This window comes from Pedobacter endophyticus, assembly GCF_015679185.1.
Lineage (GTDB): Bacteria > Bacteroidota > Bacteroidia > Sphingobacteriales > Sphingobacteriaceae > Pedobacter > Pedobacter endophyticus.
In genome coordinates this window covers 370,114-387,704 of the sequence record NZ_CP064939.1, presented here as the reverse complement: position 1 = coordinate 387,704, position 17,591 = coordinate 370,114, and the positions used below count along the sequence as shown (strand labels likewise).

The 17,591-nt window shown below is 42.2% G+C and carries 15 protein-coding genes; 3 read left to right on the top strand and 12 right to left on the bottom strand.

Annotated elements, in window-relative coordinates:
* Positions 1-8: 8 nt before the first annotated feature.
* The 4 genes from treY to IZT61_RS01655 form a co-directional block, all read right to left on the bottom strand.
* Positions 9-4,058: a malto-oligosyltrehalose synthase gene (gene treY / locus IZT61_RS01670; protein ID WP_196099479.1), complete on the bottom strand. Its 4,050-nt coding sequence runs from the start codon at positions 4,056-4,058 to the stop codon at positions 9-11.
* Positions 4,051-5,919 (bottom strand): malto-oligosyltrehalose trehalohydrolase, encoded by a 1,869-nt coding sequence (gene treZ / locus IZT61_RS01665; protein WP_196099478.1) that lies wholly within the window; start codon positions 5,917-5,919, stop codon positions 4,051-4,053. Before treZ ends, treY begins: the two co-directional genes overlap by 8 nt.
* Before the next feature lie 126 nt (positions 5,920-6,045).
* The gene (locus IZT61_RS01660) at positions 6,046-6,213 is read right to left on the bottom strand and encodes a hypothetical protein (RefSeq protein ID WP_196099477.1); all 168 of its coding nucleotides are present in this window, start codon (positions 6,211-6,213) and stop codon (positions 6,046-6,048) included.
* A gap of 1,522 nt (positions 6,214-7,735) precedes the next feature.
* Positions 7,736-7,969 carry a hypothetical protein gene (locus IZT61_RS01655; RefSeq protein WP_196099476.1) on the bottom strand — a complete coding sequence of 78 codons (234 nt, stop codon included), beginning with the start codon at positions 7,967-7,969 and terminating at the stop codon, positions 7,736-7,738.
* Positions 7,970-8,700: 731 nt separating this feature from the next.
* Here IZT61_RS01655 and IZT61_RS01650 point away from each other — a divergent pair.
* Complete coding sequence (locus IZT61_RS01650; RefSeq protein WP_196099475.1) at positions 8,701-9,216, top strand: RNA polymerase sigma factor; 516 nt, start codon at positions 8,701-8,703, stop codon at positions 9,214-9,216.
* Between the two features lie 115 nt (positions 9,217-9,331).
* Here the strand turns inward: IZT61_RS01650 and IZT61_RS01645 are convergent, their stop codons facing one another.
* The 4 genes from IZT61_RS01645 to IZT61_RS01630 all read right to left on the bottom strand — a co-directional run bounded on the left by IZT61_RS01645 (position 9,332) and on the right by IZT61_RS01630 (position 12,991).
* Positions 9,332-9,511: a hypothetical protein gene (locus tag IZT61_RS01645; protein WP_010602585.1), complete on the bottom strand. Its 180-nt coding sequence runs from the start codon at positions 9,509-9,511 to the stop codon at positions 9,332-9,334.
* Positions 9,512-9,685: 174 nt separating this feature from the next.
* Positions 9,686-10,279 carry a biliverdin-producing heme oxygenase gene (locus IZT61_RS01640; RefSeq protein ID WP_196099474.1) on the bottom strand — a complete coding sequence of 198 codons (594 nt, stop codon included), beginning with the start codon at positions 10,277-10,279 and terminating at the stop codon, positions 9,686-9,688.
* Positions 10,280-10,355: 76 nt separating this feature from the next.
* The gene (locus IZT61_RS01635) at positions 10,356-10,775 is read right to left on the bottom strand and encodes a response regulator (protein WP_196099473.1); all 420 of its coding nucleotides are present in this window, start codon (positions 10,773-10,775) and stop codon (positions 10,356-10,358) included.
* A gap of 2 nt (positions 10,776-10,777) precedes the next feature.
* Entirely contained in the window at positions 10,778-12,991 is a 2,214-nt protein-coding gene (locus IZT61_RS01630) for an ATP-binding protein (RefSeq protein ID WP_196099472.1), read from the bottom strand.
* 144 nt (positions 12,992-13,135) lie between these two features.
* On the opposite strand from IZT61_RS01630, the gene IZT61_RS01625 reads away from it, so the two are divergent.
* Positions 13,136-13,510 carry a response regulator transcription factor gene (locus IZT61_RS01625; RefSeq protein ID WP_196099471.1) on the top strand — a complete coding sequence of 125 codons (375 nt, stop codon included), beginning with the start codon at positions 13,136-13,138 and terminating at the stop codon, positions 13,508-13,510.
* On the opposite strand, the gene IZT61_RS01620 is transcribed toward IZT61_RS01625, so the two are convergent.
* The 3 genes from IZT61_RS01620 to IZT61_RS01610 are packed head-to-tail and all read right to left on the bottom strand — an operon-like array spanning position 13,507 to position 14,864.
* Positions 13,507-14,310, bottom strand: coding sequence for a mechanosensitive ion channel family protein (locus tag IZT61_RS01620; protein ID WP_196099470.1), 804 nt, complete (start codon positions 14,308-14,310; stop codon positions 13,507-13,509). The genes IZT61_RS01625 and IZT61_RS01620 overlap by 4 nt on opposite strands.
* A gap of 18 nt (positions 14,311-14,328) precedes the next feature.
* Complete coding sequence (locus IZT61_RS01615) at positions 14,329-14,481, bottom strand: hypothetical protein (protein ID WP_196099469.1); 153 nt, start codon at positions 14,479-14,481, stop codon at positions 14,329-14,331.
* A gap of 14 nt (positions 14,482-14,495) precedes the next feature.
* Complete coding sequence (locus tag IZT61_RS01610; RefSeq protein WP_196099468.1) at positions 14,496-14,864, bottom strand: SpoIIAA family protein; 369 nt, start codon at positions 14,862-14,864, stop codon at positions 14,496-14,498.
* Positions 14,865-15,003: 139 nt separating this feature from the next.
* Between IZT61_RS01610 and IZT61_RS01605 the strand changes: the two genes are divergently transcribed.
* Complete coding sequence (locus IZT61_RS01605) at positions 15,004-16,134, top strand: alpha/beta hydrolase (RefSeq protein WP_196099467.1); 1,131 nt, start codon at positions 15,004-15,006, stop codon at positions 16,132-16,134.
* Positions 16,135-16,693: 559 nt separating this feature from the next.
* Here IZT61_RS01605 and ku read toward each other — a convergent pair.
* The gene (gene ku / locus IZT61_RS01600; RefSeq protein ID WP_196099466.1) at positions 16,694-17,464 is read right to left on the bottom strand and encodes a non-homologous end joining protein Ku; all 771 of its coding nucleotides are present in this window, start codon (positions 17,462-17,464) and stop codon (positions 16,694-16,696) included.
* Positions 17,465-17,591: the final 127 nt, after the last annotated feature.

The window sequence follows — 17,591 nt, the reverse complement described above, 5'->3', positions numbered from 1 at the left end:
CAGCGCTATCAGCGGCTTCTGCCATAAATGGCAGTTTGCGCTGATAGATATTTTGTTATTTTGGCGGTTATCGCATCATCGTCCATTTGCCAGTTCCAGTTGCCGTTGGCATTGCCCGGAACGTTCATCCTTGCGTTTTCGTCCAAACCCAGAACATCCTGAATAGGCAAAATTGCGATATACGCGTTGGTCCTATAGGCGAGTGTTAACATCGCTTCGTGGATGTTTTTATGATTTCTCGAAATGCCTGTATACAGCTTAATGCGCTGTTTTGTTCGCTTGTCGATTTCGGTGTTGTACCAGCCCACAACGGTATTGTTATCGTGCGTGCCCGAATAAACAATGGCATTGGTTGAAGGGTAACGATAAGGAATGTGTGGCGACAACTGCATATCTTCGCCAAAGGCAAATTGCAATACTTTCATTCCGGGTAAGTCGAACTCGTCTCTCAGCGCTTCCACATCGCTCGTAATTTCTCCCAAATCTTCGGCTATAAAAGGCAGCTTGCCCAGGTGTTTTTTTACTTCATTGAAGAAATCGGCGCCCGGTCCTTGCTGCCAGGTTCCGTTAACAGCATCCTGTTCTGCGGCTGCAACGGCCCAATATGACGAAAAAGCCCTAAAGTGATCTAAGCGGAGCAGATCGAAAAGTTCGAGGTTTTTCTTCAGTCGCTTGATCCACCAGTCGTAGCCAGTCGCTTTCATATTTGCCCAGTTAAACACCGGCATCCCCCAAAGCTGGCCTTTATCATTAAAATAATCGGGCGGAACCCCCGCTACCATTTTGACGTTGAGCCCTTTATCAAGACTAAAAAGTTCAGGGTTGGCCCAAACTTCAACAGAATCGTGATCGAGATAAAACGGCAGGTCGCCGATTATTTTGACGCTATTTTTGTTTGCATAACCTTTTAACGCAAGCCATTGGCGATAAAAAATAAACTGCTGCCACTTAATTTCATCGATCTCTTCGGCATGCTCACTTGTAAATTTTGCAAGCATATCGGGCTTGCGGGTTTTTAATTCTGCAGGCCAATGGTACCAGGCAGAGCTTTTTAACTGCTGTTTTATTGTCGCATAAAGTGCAAAATCATTTAACCAATGGCTTTCCTGTTCGCAAAAGGTGCTATAAGCTTCAGCTAAAGTGTGATCAGCCGATTTAGAAAAACGTTTATAGGCTTTTGAGAGCAACTTCGACTTCGATTTTTCTGCCTTTTCAAAGTCGACGCGGCTTGTGGTTTTAATTTTAAATTGATCAAGGTCGGATGCATCTAAGAGGCCGTCATGCAGCAGCGCTTCCGGAGAAATGAGCAGATAGTTGCCTGCCATTGCAGAATTGCTGGAGTACGGCGAATGGCCATTTGTAGATTTGGTTGGATTTAATGGCAATATTTGCCAATACTGCTGACCTGCCGCCGCTAAAAAATCTATAAACTGATAAGCCGGTTTGCCAAAATCGCCAATGCCATATTCAGAGGGCAAGGAGCTAATATGCATTAATATGCCGGCACTGCGGGCATCTTCCGGAGATTTCAGTTGCAACAAGCCCAGTGGAATTTCGCTAAAAATTTGGCTAATTAATATTCCATCGTTCAAAAAATCCTTCGCTCCGGCTTTTTCCGCCATCAGATTTTGCCACGATGTAGGAACGCCCGATGGTAAAATAACCTCAGTATCGAGCCAATCGAACGCATTTAACTCCTCATTTTTAGCAATGGCGGCCATGCCCAACGGTACGGCGATTAATAAAAAGGTATCGTTGAACTTTCTGATATAGGCGCAAATATTTTTAGCGTATTTTCCCTTAACCTTTAACGGAATGTACTCACCTTTTTCAAAAACGGTTGCGTGCGTTTTGCGTACGCCCAATAACTTGTGGGTAAGCCATAACTTGGCTTTGCCGTTGTAACGCTCGCCCCAGATTTTTTTTAACGATTTTTCTGATTCAATTTGCGAAAGAAACTCCTCTCGTTTCGTGTAATCAACCGGCCTCCTGTTGTCGGGATCAACCAAACTTAAATCCCATAGTTCCGCTCCCTGATATAAATCCGGTACGCCCGGGCAAGTGAATTTTAAGAGCACTTGTGCCAGGCTGTTAACGATTCCGAAATCGGCTATTCGCGTCGAAAATTTATTCAGCGCCTGATAACTTTTTGCTTCCTGATCCAACAACTCATTGGCAAAATCTTTCACCAAAAGCTCATATTCTTCATTCGGTTCTGCCCAATCTGATCTTTTTTTAGCCTCGCGAAGTGCTTTTTCGATGTACAGCGCCAAACGGTCTTGTAGCCCCTCGTCCGATTCGCCAGGCATGGCCATTGTGCCCAAAATTGTTTGAAATATGAGATAAACATCGTTGTCGTGAAGCCACGCAAACGATTTATCTTTCGATTTAAGTTTGTTGGTAAGCGCAATCAGCCTGGTAACCATTTGCTCCCATTCTTTCGGAATATCGGTTAGCGTGTTTAGCCTTGCCCGCACATCTTCCCCTTTTTTTGTATCGTGTGTTGCGCTCCCATTCAGGGCAAGCGGCCAATGTTGTTGCCGGTCGACCATTTTTTGATGGAACTCTGCTACCGTTAAACCGAAAGCATCCGGCGCATCGCCCACTTCGGTGTGGCCAACAAAGCGATTGTAAGTAAACATGAGCGTATCTTCTACCCCTTTGGCCATTAGCGGGCCGGTAAATTGCATGCAGCGCAGAAAAAATTGGGTTAAACGCTGGTTATATTCTGCGTTAGCAGCTACCGGATTTTCGATGAATATTTGCCATAGCAACTCACCAACAGGCGCAAGCTCGGCGTTTTCGACTACGGGTTTGAGCAGTGATTTTACGTTTTTTAACGCATCGCCACTCAACGGAAAATTGTAATTATAGTATCGGTAAACGGGCATTTGCACCATCATCTCGCCAATGGCCTTTTTCAAGAGCTGACGATCCGGAACTGTTCCTTCGGCAAGTTGGAGGTTTGTAAACAAGTCTACCAAATTATCGAGTTCGCCCTGCATATGATCGAATAAAATTGCCGTTTTCTTCTCATGGATCATTGCGGTCGGATCGAGCTTTTTACCAATTACCTTTTTGTAAATTTTGTTGAACGCACTTTTGGCTGCCTTGTTGGTAAACAGATTGTTCATCATGGCTAAAAAATCGTAACCGGTGCTGCCCTGTGTTCGCCAGCTCTGCGGCATTTGCTCATCGCTCTCCAGAATTTTTTCTACAACAACATAAACGTCTTCGCCTACTTCTTTATAAAGCCGATCGAGATATTGCTTCGGATCAAAAAGCCCGTCAATGTGATCAATTCTTAAGCCCTGAAAAATGCCTTTTTTTACGAGCTTGAAAATGTATTCGTGGTAACGATCAAATGCATCCTGATGTTGGATGTTGAGACAAATAAGCCCGTTAACGGTAAAAAATCGACGGTAATTGATCTGGCTGTCTGTCTCTTTCCAATTGCAAAGCCTGTAATGTTGCTCATCAGCAATTTTCTTTATCAGCCTTTTATCACTGTTAACTTCCTCGAGTTTTCTTCCTGCCAACTCCGCTTTAGACGATTCGTTAAGCGGCCAGTTACTTTCGGCATAACTTAAGTAATAACGGCCAGCAATTTCCTTAATCTCAATCAGTGAATCGTTAATTGCCTCATCCAGATCGCTGCCTAAAAACGGAACCATCAGTTTCTGATCATCAGAGAAATCGATATCAAAGAAAGTGGCAAATTCAGAAGCTGAACCCTTTTCCAACACATCCATTAGCCAGGCATTGTTCGGATGATAAGCCATGTGGTTGGGAACAATATCCTGCAACCACTGCATACCAGCTTCTTTCAGCGTTTTTGAAATGGCAAATAGTTCTTCTTCGGTGCCTATTTCGGGATTAATGTTAAGCGGATTGGTAACGTCGTAACCATGGGTACTCCCCGGTACAGCCTCAAAAATCGGCGAAGCGTATATCGTATCAACACCCAGCTTTTTTAGGTATGGAATAATTTTGCTGAGCGATTTAAACGTAAAGTCTTTGTTGAACTGAATGCGATAAGTGGTGTTTGGATTATACATTTGCGCTTGCTAAAATTAAAATAGATTCTGGTGAAACATTAATGGTGTCGTTAATTGCCGGCTGTTCAGCATCGCTTCCGCCCCATTCAACTGATGCAGAGTTAAAAATTACCTTGCTGTTTGCTACATGGCGACCTGGAAAACCTTGCGTTTCTTTGGAGAAATTCATTAAACAATAAACCTTTCCGTTTTGGTTGCTTCGAGTAAGTATTAAACAATTTTGATCTTTGAGCGCCTCTGCCAATACACCCGTCCGATCGAGCTTATTAAGGACAGGGTTCGATTTTCGAAGCGCGATCAATGCCTTGTAATAGGCAAAAAGCGTTTTGTGCTGGTTTTCGTTCAGCGCTTCCCAATTCAGTTTAGAACGGTTAAAGGTGTCTTCGCTTTGCGGGTCGGGCGTTTCATCTGAATGGTGAAAGGCAGCAAATTCTGATCTTCTACCCTTTCTCACCGATTCGATAATGTCTTCGTCGGTGTGGCTGATAAAAAACTGAAAGGGATTTGCTTCGCCATATTCCTCGCCCATAAATATCAGCGGTATGTATGGGCTGCAAAGCACTGCTGCTGCCAATAGTTTTAACATTTCGAAGCTTACCAATGTGGATGTACGCTCGCCAAGCATTCGGTTGCCAACATGATCGTGATTTTGCGAGAAAACGATAAACTGATTTCCCTGGTTTCTCTCGGCTTTTATGCCGAACTTCTTTTGCCGGTGAGGCGAATATTGCCCGTCGTACACATAAGCGTCTCGGTACGATTTAGCGAGATGCTCAATACCGTTAAAGTCGGCATAGTACCCGTTTTTCGCTTCTCCGGTAGTTACCCTTAACGCATGATGAAACTCGTCAATCCATTGGGCATCCATCCCATAGCCTTTATCCGCTAATGGATTTATGTATGTATTGTCGTTTAAATCGAGCTCTACCAAAAGCAAATATTCCCGTTTTGTATGTGCTGAAAGCTGATTTACATACTGCTTAATTTCGGCTAAAATGTGTGTGGTGCTCAAATCCTTTATGGCGTGCACGGCATCCAGTCGCAGTGCATCGATGTGGAAATCGCGAAACCACATTAAGCAATTCTCAATAAAATACTCCCGAACCGCATCACAATTTGCGTCGTCGAAATTTATCGCATCGCCCCATGGCGTATTGTATTTCGCCGTAAAATACGGCCCGAAATCTTTCAGGTAGTTGCCTTCTGGTCCAAAATGGTTATAAACAACATCTAAAATTACAGCGAGCCCTTTCTCATGGCAGGTGTTTATGAGCTGTTGTAACGCTTCTGGCCCTCCATAGCTATCCTGTACCGCGAACGGATACACACCATCGTAACCCCAATTGCGGTTGCCGGGAAACTGTGCAACTGGCATAATTTCGATTGCAGTAATGCCCAGCTCCAATAAATAGTCTATCTTCTCTGTTATCGAATTAAAATCTCCGGTCGGTGTAAAAGTGCCTGTGTGCAATTCGTAAATAATCAGGTCTTCCGTTCTAACACCTTGCCAACCCAAATCAGTCCAGTTGAAAGATTTGAGGTTGTAGGCAGTCGAATTTCCAGAAACCCCGTTTTTTTGATATACAGATGCAGGATCAGACCTCAGTAAAGGCTGGCTATCTGTAGTTTGCTGTTCGGCTTCTTTATTTTCGAGTGCAAAGCAATATTCGGCGTTTTCGGCTATTTCATTACTTTTAAGATACCAATAACCAAGCGATTCTTTTTGCATTTTAAGGCTCAGCTCGCTTTCGGTAATCAGCACAGATACATTAGTTGCAAATGGCGCCCAGAGCCATATTTCGGCAGTGCCGTCTTCTAAAAAGTTTAATCCAACTTTTCTTTTGCGGATATCAATCTCCATATATTTTTAAGGCTAAAACGCTAAGCTTCTCACAAAACTCGATACAAGCAGGTTGCTTTCGAGGTAAGAAAGCGGATTGGCAGATTATACAATTATAGTTTTTAAGAGCGCACTGTGGTTGGTGGCTTATTTAGTCTTTTTTTTGTTGGCCATTCTGATTCGCATTTCATCCTCAACTTGTTTTTCCTCATCCTTTTCGGCCAGCGGTGTGTCGGTTTTAATTTCTTCTTCATTTCCGACGGCAGCAATTGCCCTATCTTTGTCACTTCCCTTTTTAATCTCTGCCTTTATCATATGTTCTCTATTTAGGTAATACGTACAGGAAACAAGCAATTGAATAGAATGGTTTTGAGTTTCCGCTGGTCGGGATCGTAGACCGTCATTGCGAGGCTGGGACCGTGCGAGCCGAAGCAATCTAACTAAAGGCATTGCTTCGTTCCACTTCCCAACTTTTTTCGCCTTGGATTTTAAATCCAGTACTATTTAGGTCGGAATTTAGTAAACTCGTCATTGCGAGGCTGGAACTGTGCGAGCCGAAGCAATCTAACTAAAGGCATTTCTTCGTTCCACTTCCCGACCTCTTTCGCCTTGGATTTTAAATCCAGCGCTATTTAGGTCGAGGTTACAAACCTCGACCAGCGTTATCCGTTAGTCTGGATTTGCAATCCTGACTTGTTTAGCCCTGGATTTTAAATCCAGTGTTAGTTAGGTCGGAATTTAGCAAACTCGTCATTGCGAGGCCGGGATTGTGCGAGCCGAAGCAATCTAACTAAAGGCATTGCTTCGTTCCACTTCCCGACCTCTTTCGCCTTGGATTTTAAATCCAGCACTAGTTAGGCCGAAATTTAGTAAACTCGTCATTGCGAGGCTGGAACTGTGCGAGCCGAAGCAATCTAACTAAAGGCATTGCTTCGTTCCACTTCCCAACTTTTTTCGCCTTGGATTTTTTAATCCAGTACTATTTAGGTCGGAATTTAGTATACTCGTCATTGCGAGGCTGGGGCTGTGCGAGCCGAAGCAATCTAACTAAAGGCATTGCTTCGTTCCACTTCCCGACCTCTTTCGCCTTGGATTTTAAATCCAGCACTAGTTAGGCCGAGGTTACAAACCTCGACCAGCGTTATCCGTTAGTCTGGATTTGCAATCCTGACTTGTTTAGCTCTGGATTTTAAATCCAGCACTAGTTAGGTCGAAATTTAGTAAACTCGTCATTGCGAGGCTGGAACTGTGCGAGCCGAAGCAATCTAACTAAAGGCATTGCTTCGTCCCACTTCCCGACCTCTTTCGCCTTGGATTTTAAATCCAGTACTATTTAGGTCGGAATTTAGTATACTCGTCATTGCGAGGCTGGGACTGTGCGAGCCGAAGCAATCTAACTAAAGGCATTGATTCGTTGCACTGCCCAACTTTTTTCGCCTTGGATTTTTAAATCCAGTACTATTTAGGTCGAGGTTACAAACCTCGACCAGCGTTATAGTCTGGATTTGCAATCCTGACTTGTTTAGCCCTGGATTTTAAATCCAGTGTTAGTTAGGTCGGAATTTAGTAAACTCGTCATTGCGAGGCTTGAACTGTGCGAGCCGAAGCAATCTAACTAAAGGAATTGCTTCGTTCCACTTCCCAACTTTTTTCGCCTCGGATTTTAAATCCAGCACTATTTAGGTCGAGGTTACAAACCTCGACCAGCGTTAAATCTCTACAAGCGCTTGAAATAAATCGTCATTGCGAGGCCGGGATTGTGCGAGCCGAAGCAATCTATTAGCGAAGATGAAATTACAAACCTCGCCTACGTTACCAATGAGAAAACCTTAAGCACCTATTGATTTAGCGAGAAACTTCGGATTACGGTTTTGCTTTGATCCAATAGATTGATCTTTGCGAGGGTATCTTCGCTTACCAAATTTATAATTTGTTCTTCCAGTTCGAGCGCTAGCTGATCGATTTTGTAGCCTTCGGTTACCACAATGTCGATCTCTGCCGCACCTTTGGCTTCGATGCGTTGCGCACGTTCGCCTAAAAATGCTTTAAGCTGATTAATTAATTCTTCCATACTTCTCATTTTCTAATTAAGAAAGCGTTTGAACAGGAAAATTGTTTCGCCTATTTAACTTCCTGTATTCAGGATTTGCGATCCCGACTGCTCCGGCGCTGGATTTGAAATCCAGTATTAAACAGGAAGGTCAGAATTTAGTATATTCGTCATTGCGAGGCTGGGATTGTGCGAGCCGAAGCAATCTATTAGCGAAGATGAAATTACAAACCTCGCTCAGCGCTTTGACAGAGATCGTCATTGCGAGGCTGGGACTCTGCGAGCCAAAGCAATCTAACTAAAGGCATTGCTTCGTTCCACTTCCCGATCTCTTTCGCCTTGGATTTTAAATCCAGCACTATTTAGGTCGAGGTTACAAACCTCGACCAGCGTTAAATCTCGACCAGCGCTTAAAATAACTCGTCATTGCGAGGCTGGGACCGTGCGTGCCGAAGCAATCTATTAGCTAAGACGAGACTACAAATCTCGACCAGCGTGCGTTTTGAGGGGGAAATCGTTTCGCGTATTTGACATAAGTGTACGCTTTTTTAAGCGCCTGGAAATCAACGTCCCGTAACGTTGAATGTATTTATACCCGAAATTAAACCGCAGGATAGCGGGTTTACCCGATAAAGGCAGTCTGAGCCCCTTTAATCGTACAGTTTAGGGTTGTGTAGCAAAATTGTGTACTTGTTTACGTTTCGTTTGGTATAACATTTGTTCAAACATAGATTCATCAACCCTAGAACATCATGACGCAAATTGAATTTAACAAAATGGTTAACAGCCATTCATTATCGCTTCGAATGCATGCTTTAAATTTTACCAAAGATGTGGAGGATGCAAATGATTTGGTTCAGGATACCATGCTAAAAGCAATTAGGTTTTACCAAAATTTTCAAGAAGGCACCAATTTTAAAGGTTGGCTGTTTGTGATAATGAAAAACACTTTCATCAATAATTATCGCAAAAATGCAAAGTCGAAAACGCTGATTACACAAGATGACGAGATTTCGTCGGCGAATTTGATGATGAGCGCTCAAACCAACGGAAGCGTTGGCAAAATGATTGTCGATGATATCCAAAAGGCACTAAATCATCTGCCCGATAGTTATAGTGTTCCCTTTATAAAGTATTTTGAGGGCTTTAAATACCACGAAATTGCCGATGAGCTTGGTATACCGCTTGGTACAGTAAAAACCCGCATCCATGTGGCCAGAGAAATGCTAAAAAAATACCTTAAAATGTATGCAAAGGGCAACGACTAGTGCCTGCTGGTAGTATAAATTACATTGTTTACTACATGTTGAGTGTTTAACAACAATTTAATAAAGCAAAAAGGCCCCGATATCGGGGCCTTTTTGTTTCATACTCGCGAAATTATTATTTTCCAGAGTTTTTCTTGTCAGTTACTTCTGCACGGATTTCTTGTGCTAAAACTTTAAGATCTTGCATTGCTTTACGCACACGAGTACCAGCAGCTGCATTGCCAGCGTTATAAAATTTTTCTACATCTGCTTCGATTGCAGCAACAGCAGCTTTAACTTTTGAGAATTTTTCCATCGCTAATTGATGTTTTTAAGGTTTAAAAAATTTATTTTTTTTCAATAATACATATTTACCTTGAATTAACAACAGAAAGCAAATATTAATTTGAAAGAAGTTTTGCACATTTTCACATTCGAAAAATGCCTTGGCGATAGAATAGGACAATTTTTTGTCTTTTTCTTGTACGATTTATACCGCCTCCGCGAGCTGCTTTGACAAGCTGATCAGGTTGTTAAATGTTTGGTTTGCACTGTCGATGCACACTTCATAATCGGCCTCGGTAACCGTTTCATTCAGTAGGGAAACAAAAGTTTTCCATTTGGCTCCAAGCGCTTCGCCATACACGCCATAATAGTTTAAACCTGCTTCATGGCCTTCAAAATTTTTATTGGCCAGAATATGTTTTTTTATAACGTTACCACCCAATGTAGCGCCTTCAAGCACATAAAGGGCGCCAAGCACCGCTGCATTATTTTTTTTGGGGATGAACAAATCAAAGTTTAGCTCCGGCAAAGTAAGGGTATCAATCTGCCAATAATCGAGGTCTTTTTCCAGCGCACCAAGCTTTAACCGTTCGCTCATTTCCAATCGTTCAGCAATATCGGCATCGAGCATATTGGCGAGGTTATTTTCGAGTTTTTGATGTATAATATAATTAATGGTCAACAGTTTCTTATAATCAGCTACACTCAACGTGTGGTTCATAATGTTGTTAACAAACATTAGCGATTCGAGCTCGTTGTGGCGCTCGGACGTTGCAGTTTTCAGTAAATTGGCAATCATGTATATTTTTCTAATTAGGTTTAAAACAAAAAATTCGAATTGAAAAATCCGAATTTTTAAAAAATGTGGAGACTTTTTAATTTAATCGCAAGTGCTGGTTAAACCAAAAGTCGTGTACCGAGTGGATGCATTTAACCAGATTATCGTAACCGTCCGGTTTGGTTAAATAGGCATTTGCCCCAAATTCTATCGATGCTTTAACATCATCAGGGTTATCGGAAGTGGAGAATAAGATTACCGGAATCCCCTTTAAGTAGGGAATGTCTTTAATAAATTTAAGCAAATCAAGACCGGATAAACCCGGCAGGTTTAAATCGAGCAAAATAAGTTTAGGCTTCGTTTTGGTATCTGCAAAATTTTGCAATTTCAATAAAGCCTCTCTCCCATCTTCTACAATGGTTAAATTTAATGTTTGTCGCACCTCTTGTACAGCACTCTGCATAAAAAAAGCATAGTCTATATCATCTTCTACGTAAAATATATCTGGCGTTTTCATTTTTATCTGTTTTTAAAAGCTACATAAAAAGTAGATCCACCGTTCAGTTTACTCTCAAACCATACTCGTCCGTTGTGCCTTTCTACAATTCTTTTTACAATAGCCAGCCCCACTCCTGTTCCTTCAATGTCTCTTGCATTGTCCATCCGCTTAAAAAGCTCAAAAACCCTGTCGTAATAACGATTATCAATTCCCATACCGTTATCTTTTACGGCATATACCGTTTCACCGGCATCAACCGTTGCCGAAACTTCAATTGTGGGCGCTGCAACCATCGATGAGTATTTTACAGCGTTGCTGATCAAGTTTGTAAATACCTGGTTAATCATTGTTTTATCCCCCCTCAAATCAGGTAATTGGCCTAAAATAAGTTCGGCCTTGTCTGCTTTAAAAGCCGACCACACCTCGGTTTCAATTTCTTTTAACAAGGCTTGCATGTTAACGGTTTCGAAATTGATTTCCGATCGGCCAACCCTTGCCAGGTGCAGGATTTCCTTAATCAGAAAATTCATTTTATCGGCACCTGTTAATATACGACTTAACATCTTCCTTCCGTTCTCATCAATGCTTTTATTTTTCAACATTAATTCGGCATAGGTTTTTATCGAGGTCAGCGGCGTTCGTAAATCGTGCGATATGGTGTAGCTAAAAGTATCGAGTTCTTCGTAGGCAGCCTGTAGTTTTTCGTTGAGCAGCCTGATTTCGTTGGCCTTTTTATTAATGTGTGTAACGATAATTTCGCGAATGCGGAGCACCGATGTGATCTCTTCGGGCAACCATTTTTCAGAGGTATTATTTACCACCTCAGACCAGATTTCGAACGATTTTCGTGGCGATAGGCTTTGCAGGCCATTTTCTGCCGTAGCAATAGGTTTTTCGGGGTTTCCGGCCCAGTTTACAGTTGAAATTTGTTCTGGCTTAAACCAGATAATGAGCTCATTAGGGTTTTTGCTCACCGAACAAGCCAGTATGCCCGATGCCACCTCTTTATATTTTTTCGCTGCACCGAATATTTCTGATAACCGATGGGTGTAATAGATCGATTCGTCGCTATTGGCCTTTATCCATTCGGCAAGCTCCCAAATGTCGTTTTCTTCGGGTACGATACCGATCGTTCTCAAAGTGCCCTCAAAAATAATAGCCACACCAGCAGCCTTTGTTACCTCTAATAGCGACCTGTTGTGGCCTGTAAGTGCATCGAGTAAGTATTTATCTCTGTTTAAATGCTCGGAAAGCACGCTTGCGGTATCTTTAAACAGTTCAACCGTTTCAGAATCTTCTTCGGCCTGCCGATACTCCAGTGCCGATGAAAGGATTTCGCCAATGAGCTTGGCCCCTTCCCTGGCTTTAAAGTCGATAAATTTTGGACTGTAATTGTGGCAGGCAATTAGCCCCCAAAGTTCCCCATTCGCAATCAGCGAAATGCTGAAGCTAGAGCGAACACCCATATTTTTGAGGTATTGGATATGGATGGGCGAAACCGCACGCAAACCACCGCTTGTTAAATCCAGCGGCTCATCCTCTTTAAAAGTCAAAATGGGCGAAGCCTCGGTATTTACATCGGCAATTAACCTGGTAAGGTTTAATTTATACAACTCCCTCGCCTGTTTCGGAATGTCGGATGCAGGATAATGAAGACCGAAAAATGGTTCAAGGTTTTGTTCCTTTTCTTCGGCCACTACCTCCCCGTGTCCATCATCCTGGAACTTATAAATCATAATTCGATCGTAACTGATCAGGTTTTTAACCTCTTTGGCTGCCCCTTTAAGTAAGGCCAATACGTTTTTGCCTTGCAACATGGATGAAGCAGACCTGCCAACCAAACTCTGTATATCGTACTGCAAGGTAACGGGCTCAAACTCGAGCAACCAGTCGTTTTGCGACGCGTTGATAATCAAGTAAAACGGGTTTCCATTAATTTCCAGCGGATAAGGGCTTATGGCATCGAAACTTTTCTTTACGAGGCCAAGTTTGAGGAGATCGGCAACATTAAAATCGGGCTCTTGTTGGTTAATGTGGCTGGACAGCACACCAATAGGTTTATCCAAAACATCTGCTGCCGAAAGCTGTAGAAAGTTGATTATATTTTCGCTCGCGTAAGAAACGTTAAAGCTAGATTTGTTAACGGCAATTAAGAAACCGTGCGATTGAACTTTCCCCGGAATATGGATGGGCTCTTTGTCGCAATTGGTTAAGTCAACGGAAAATTTAGTCATAATAAGATAAGATCTTACAAAAATATCAGATTTTTCTAATTAACAAATATCACGCCCGTTTTAGAATCACTCTAATTTGCTATATTCAGTTCAAGGATTTATTTTTTCTGTTATATTTGCATAAATTTAAACACTACCTGAAGCTTGGCAAAGAAAAACATTCTGGTTATAGAAGATAACCATGCGATCTTAGATGTTATTACCCTTATTTTAGAAAGCGAGGCTTTCAATGTAGCTGGCTTAAATAAAGGCGCCGATTTAATTAACCATGTACAAGAGTTCGGACCTGACGTTATTATTATGGACATTATGTTGCCAGATATTGACGGGCGGGTACTTTTAAAAGATCTTAAAGAAAACCCGTCAACCAGCCATATTCCCGTGTTAATGATTTCTGCACGATACAATGCTACAAACTATGCGCTCGATGGCGTATCGGCAGATGAGTTTATGGCAAAGCCATTTAATATTGATGAGTTGATGGATAAAATATATCTGTTACTGAAAGCTGATAATTAAGTCATTCCCGGCAGGTTTACCCCATTAGTCCTGAAATTTTTCATCAACTCTTGCTGAAACGACAGTTTTGTATCTGTAAAACCGTGGGCGTTTACCCAAACATTCATAATTACCTTGTATCCGCTATCTTCTAAGGTAGATACCCCTATTCTGCGTTCGGGCGTTTTCAGGCAGTCCTTAAAATCATCAACGGTTTTGTTAAATACTTTGAGTATTTGATCATACTCGATACCGTAGCTAAATTTAATTTCAATATCGAGCCTACGGCTACCCTCCCGGCTGATGTTAATGATTACTTCGTTAGATAGTTTTCCGTTCGGGATTACCACCGTGCGGTTATCAAATGTTTTTACAATGGTGTAAAACATCTGTATCGATGTTACGGTGCCCTCCTGTCCTTGCGCTATAATGTTATCGCCCACTATAAATGGCTTCAGCAATAAGATTAATACGCCACTGGCAAAATTTTGAAGCGTACCCGAAAGTGCAAGGCCCGCTGCAACGCCAATACCACCAATTAATACGGTTAAAAAGGTAAGCTGTATGCCGATAATTTGCATTACGGTTAATACCAATACAACCCTGAGCGCAATTATTACCACACTTAGCAGGAATGGGGCGAGCGAAGGGTTGATGGCTTTTCGTGCCATTTTGCCCTTCATCCAGCGGCTAAACAACTTAATAAGCCATAGCCCTAAAAATAGTACGGCGAAACCTAATAATACAGCTGGTCCTTTGTTAATAATCCAACTGTAAAACCTATCATAAAAGCGATTAATGTTATCAGCATCTACTTTCATAAAAACGGCAAGGGTAAGTTAGGGTTTTTTATGTTTTACCTGATCATCTTTAGCTACATCAACTTTTTTTGCATCTTTTGCCGATGTTATATTTTCATCTGCTCCCTTTGCTTTTTGTTCTTTTGCGGCAGTAGCCTTGCTATTTTCTGCCGGTGTTTTTGAATTTTTCATGTTCTTCCTATTAATTAATCATTTTCACTTAACCATTGCTTTGCCTGTTCAATTTCTTCGGGCTTAAATCCTTTCGACGTCCCCGGCGTAACTACAGTAAAAATATCCGAAAACCATTCTACTGATTTTTCGTTGCTTACAACGGCAATTTTTTTCCATTTTGTAAAGTTTTGCAAACCCGCTTTTGCATCCTGAACCCATGCGCCGGTAGTAAAGTTTTTGATATCGGTTTCCAGCACCAGCAAATACCTGATTTCGCCAAAGCGGTCGGCGGTACGTTTCAGGCCCGTTAATAAAACAGATTTCAAATCATCGCTGGTCACCTGCCCCGTTGCGCGTACGCCAAAAACGTTGTCGGGTAAACCCGTTATTTCTGTCAGCATAAATATTGTTTTAGAACAGAACAAGATTAGGAGTAAGATGTTTGCATGTTCTGTAAATTCTAAGCAGTTGTAAACGATTAAAAACACTTGTTTGTAATTGGTGTTATAGTATGATCATTTAATTAGAAAGAATAACGCAATGAAAATCAGTTTATTAAAATCGATGTCGGCAGGCTGTGCACTGGCGGCAATGGTTTCGGCGTGCAGCAGTGGCGATCAAAGCACCAGCACTACCGATTCTGTAATGGCAGATTCACCGAAAGTGGTAGCCTTAAAGCCCGCGGGCCCAGCGCCTGAATGGGGCAAAACAATTAAGCCCGAAATGCAGGTTGTGATCGAAAAGCTGGCAAGTTATGGCGATAAACCGATTGAGACCTTAAGCGCTGTCGATGCCAGGAAAAATCATACGCCAACGGATGCCGTTATGGATTTGGTGAAACAAAACAATATTACCGTGCCTGCGCCTCAGGTTGATACGGTGGGCAAGGATATTGCGGTTAACGGCGGCAAAATGCATATGCGTATTTACACGCCAAAGTTGGGTAAAGCTCCCTTTCCAATCATTGTTTACTACCATGGAGGCGGTTTTGTTATTGCAAATATCGACGTTTACAATGCATCGGCTCAAGCATTGGCCGAGCAGGTAAATGCAATCGTTGTTTCTGTGGCTTACCGACTAGGACCTGAAGATAAATTCCCGACTGCCCACAACGATGCTTTTGCGGCGTACGAATGGACGGTTAAAAATGCGGCCGGTATTAACGGCGATCCGGCAAAGATTGCAGTTGTTGGCGAAAGTGCAGGTGGCAACCTGGCTGCAAATGTTTCGATAATGGCAAGAGACAATAAAATAATGCTTCCGGTGCATCAGGTGTTGGTTTACCCAATTGCTCAAGCCAACATGAACACCGAATCGTACAAAATGTATGCCAATGCCAAACCGTTAAATAAAGCAATGATGACCTGGTTTACTGAGCAGTACTTAAGTACAATGATTGAGAGTCAGAACCCAAAGATATCGCTTGTAAACGCCAATTTGAAAGGACTGCCAGCTACGACTATTATTACGGCTGAAATAGATCCGCTACATGATGATGGAGCAATGCTGGCAAATAAGCTTGCTGATGCGGGTGTGAAGGTAAATAGTAGAAATTACGAGGGCGTTACGCATGAGTTTTTCGGGATGGCCCTTATAGTGCCCGAGGCAAAAGCAGCCCAGGCGTACGCAGCAGAACAACTGAAAGCGGCATTTAAGACATCAGGCTTGTAAAGAAGTGCTTGGCGAAAGATAAGGGTGCGGATGACAGCACCAGTTTTGTCATTATGACGAAGGAAGAATCCGCAACCTTCATCTCACCGTCCTTGCCCCCTTCACCCGGCTTCTTCTGGCATTGGGGATTTGGCGTTCGGCGTTTCATCGCCTGGGGATGCTTCGTTGCACTACCATTGCGTTTTTATGCACTTCGCTCTTTTATGAGGCTATACATGAACGGTCGTCATCCTCAGCTTGACTGGGGATCTTAATGCTACCTCTTTAAGGTTCCCGCCTGCGCGGGAATGACGACCGCCTTAAAAACGTCACTTGATAGTGATTTTTTGTTAAAAATTACCCCTCAGGATGACAGCGTAAAAAACCCGCCATCCTAACCCCTTTTCCTAAAACTAAACTCTGAGGATGACGACCGTTGATAGTTGATGTCAAAAAACTGGCTCTCGTTGAATGCTTCTGTGCCATGTAATACATCCAAAGCTGTGTCACACCATCGGAGAATCGGTAAAAAATACTTCAAAGATTTCTCTCCCGAAAGTTCGTGACGGGGTGTACCTCGCTACGCTCCTTTTTTAGATCCTAAGCTTTGCATTAATTGATCATATAAATCGTCGCTGGTAGCTTTTTGTGGTTTCATTTTCTTCACCGTAGCTCGTTTGCCTTTTGCTTTGGCCTTAATTATTTTAAGTAATTCGTTGCTATAATCGTCTTTAAAAGCACTTAAATCAAATTTTGAAGTATATTGCTTAATCAGTGCCAAGCCTACGTCCATTTCCTTTTTGGTGATGGTAATGTCATCCACCTTATTGATATCGGAAAGGCTTCTGATCTCCTGCTCAAACCTGATCTTGGTGATCACAATTACATTTTCGAGCGGATGGATTACGCAAAGATTTTCGGTGCTGCGTAAAACGAAGCGTGCTACGCCGGCCTTTCCCGATTTTTCGAGCGCCTTTAATAAAAGCGCATACGCTTTACGTCCTTGTTTTTCGGGCTCGGTGTAATAAGATGTTTCGTAGTAAATGGGATTTATTTCTTTGATGTCGACGAAGTTTTCCAACTCAATAATCTTGGTTTTTTCGGGAGATGCTTCTTCAAAATCGTGCTTATCCAAAATAACATAATTATCGTTCAGAAAGTAGCCTTTCACAATTTTATCAAAAGGAACTTCTTTCTGCGTTTTTTCATTTACCCGCATATAACGGATTTTTTCGTGGTCACGCTCATCCAGCATATCTAAATCAAGGTGACTGGCCTGAACGCCTGAGAACAGCTTCACCGGAATATTAACCAATCCAAATCCTATCGAACCTTTCCAAATAGATCTCATAAGCTTAAAATTTATAAGTTAACAAGGACAAAATCGTATTGTTTTGTCATCAACCATAGAAATTTTCGGATTTTAAAACAATTTACCCCCTTATTGTGTTATTCAGATACATTTATCTACAGAAATA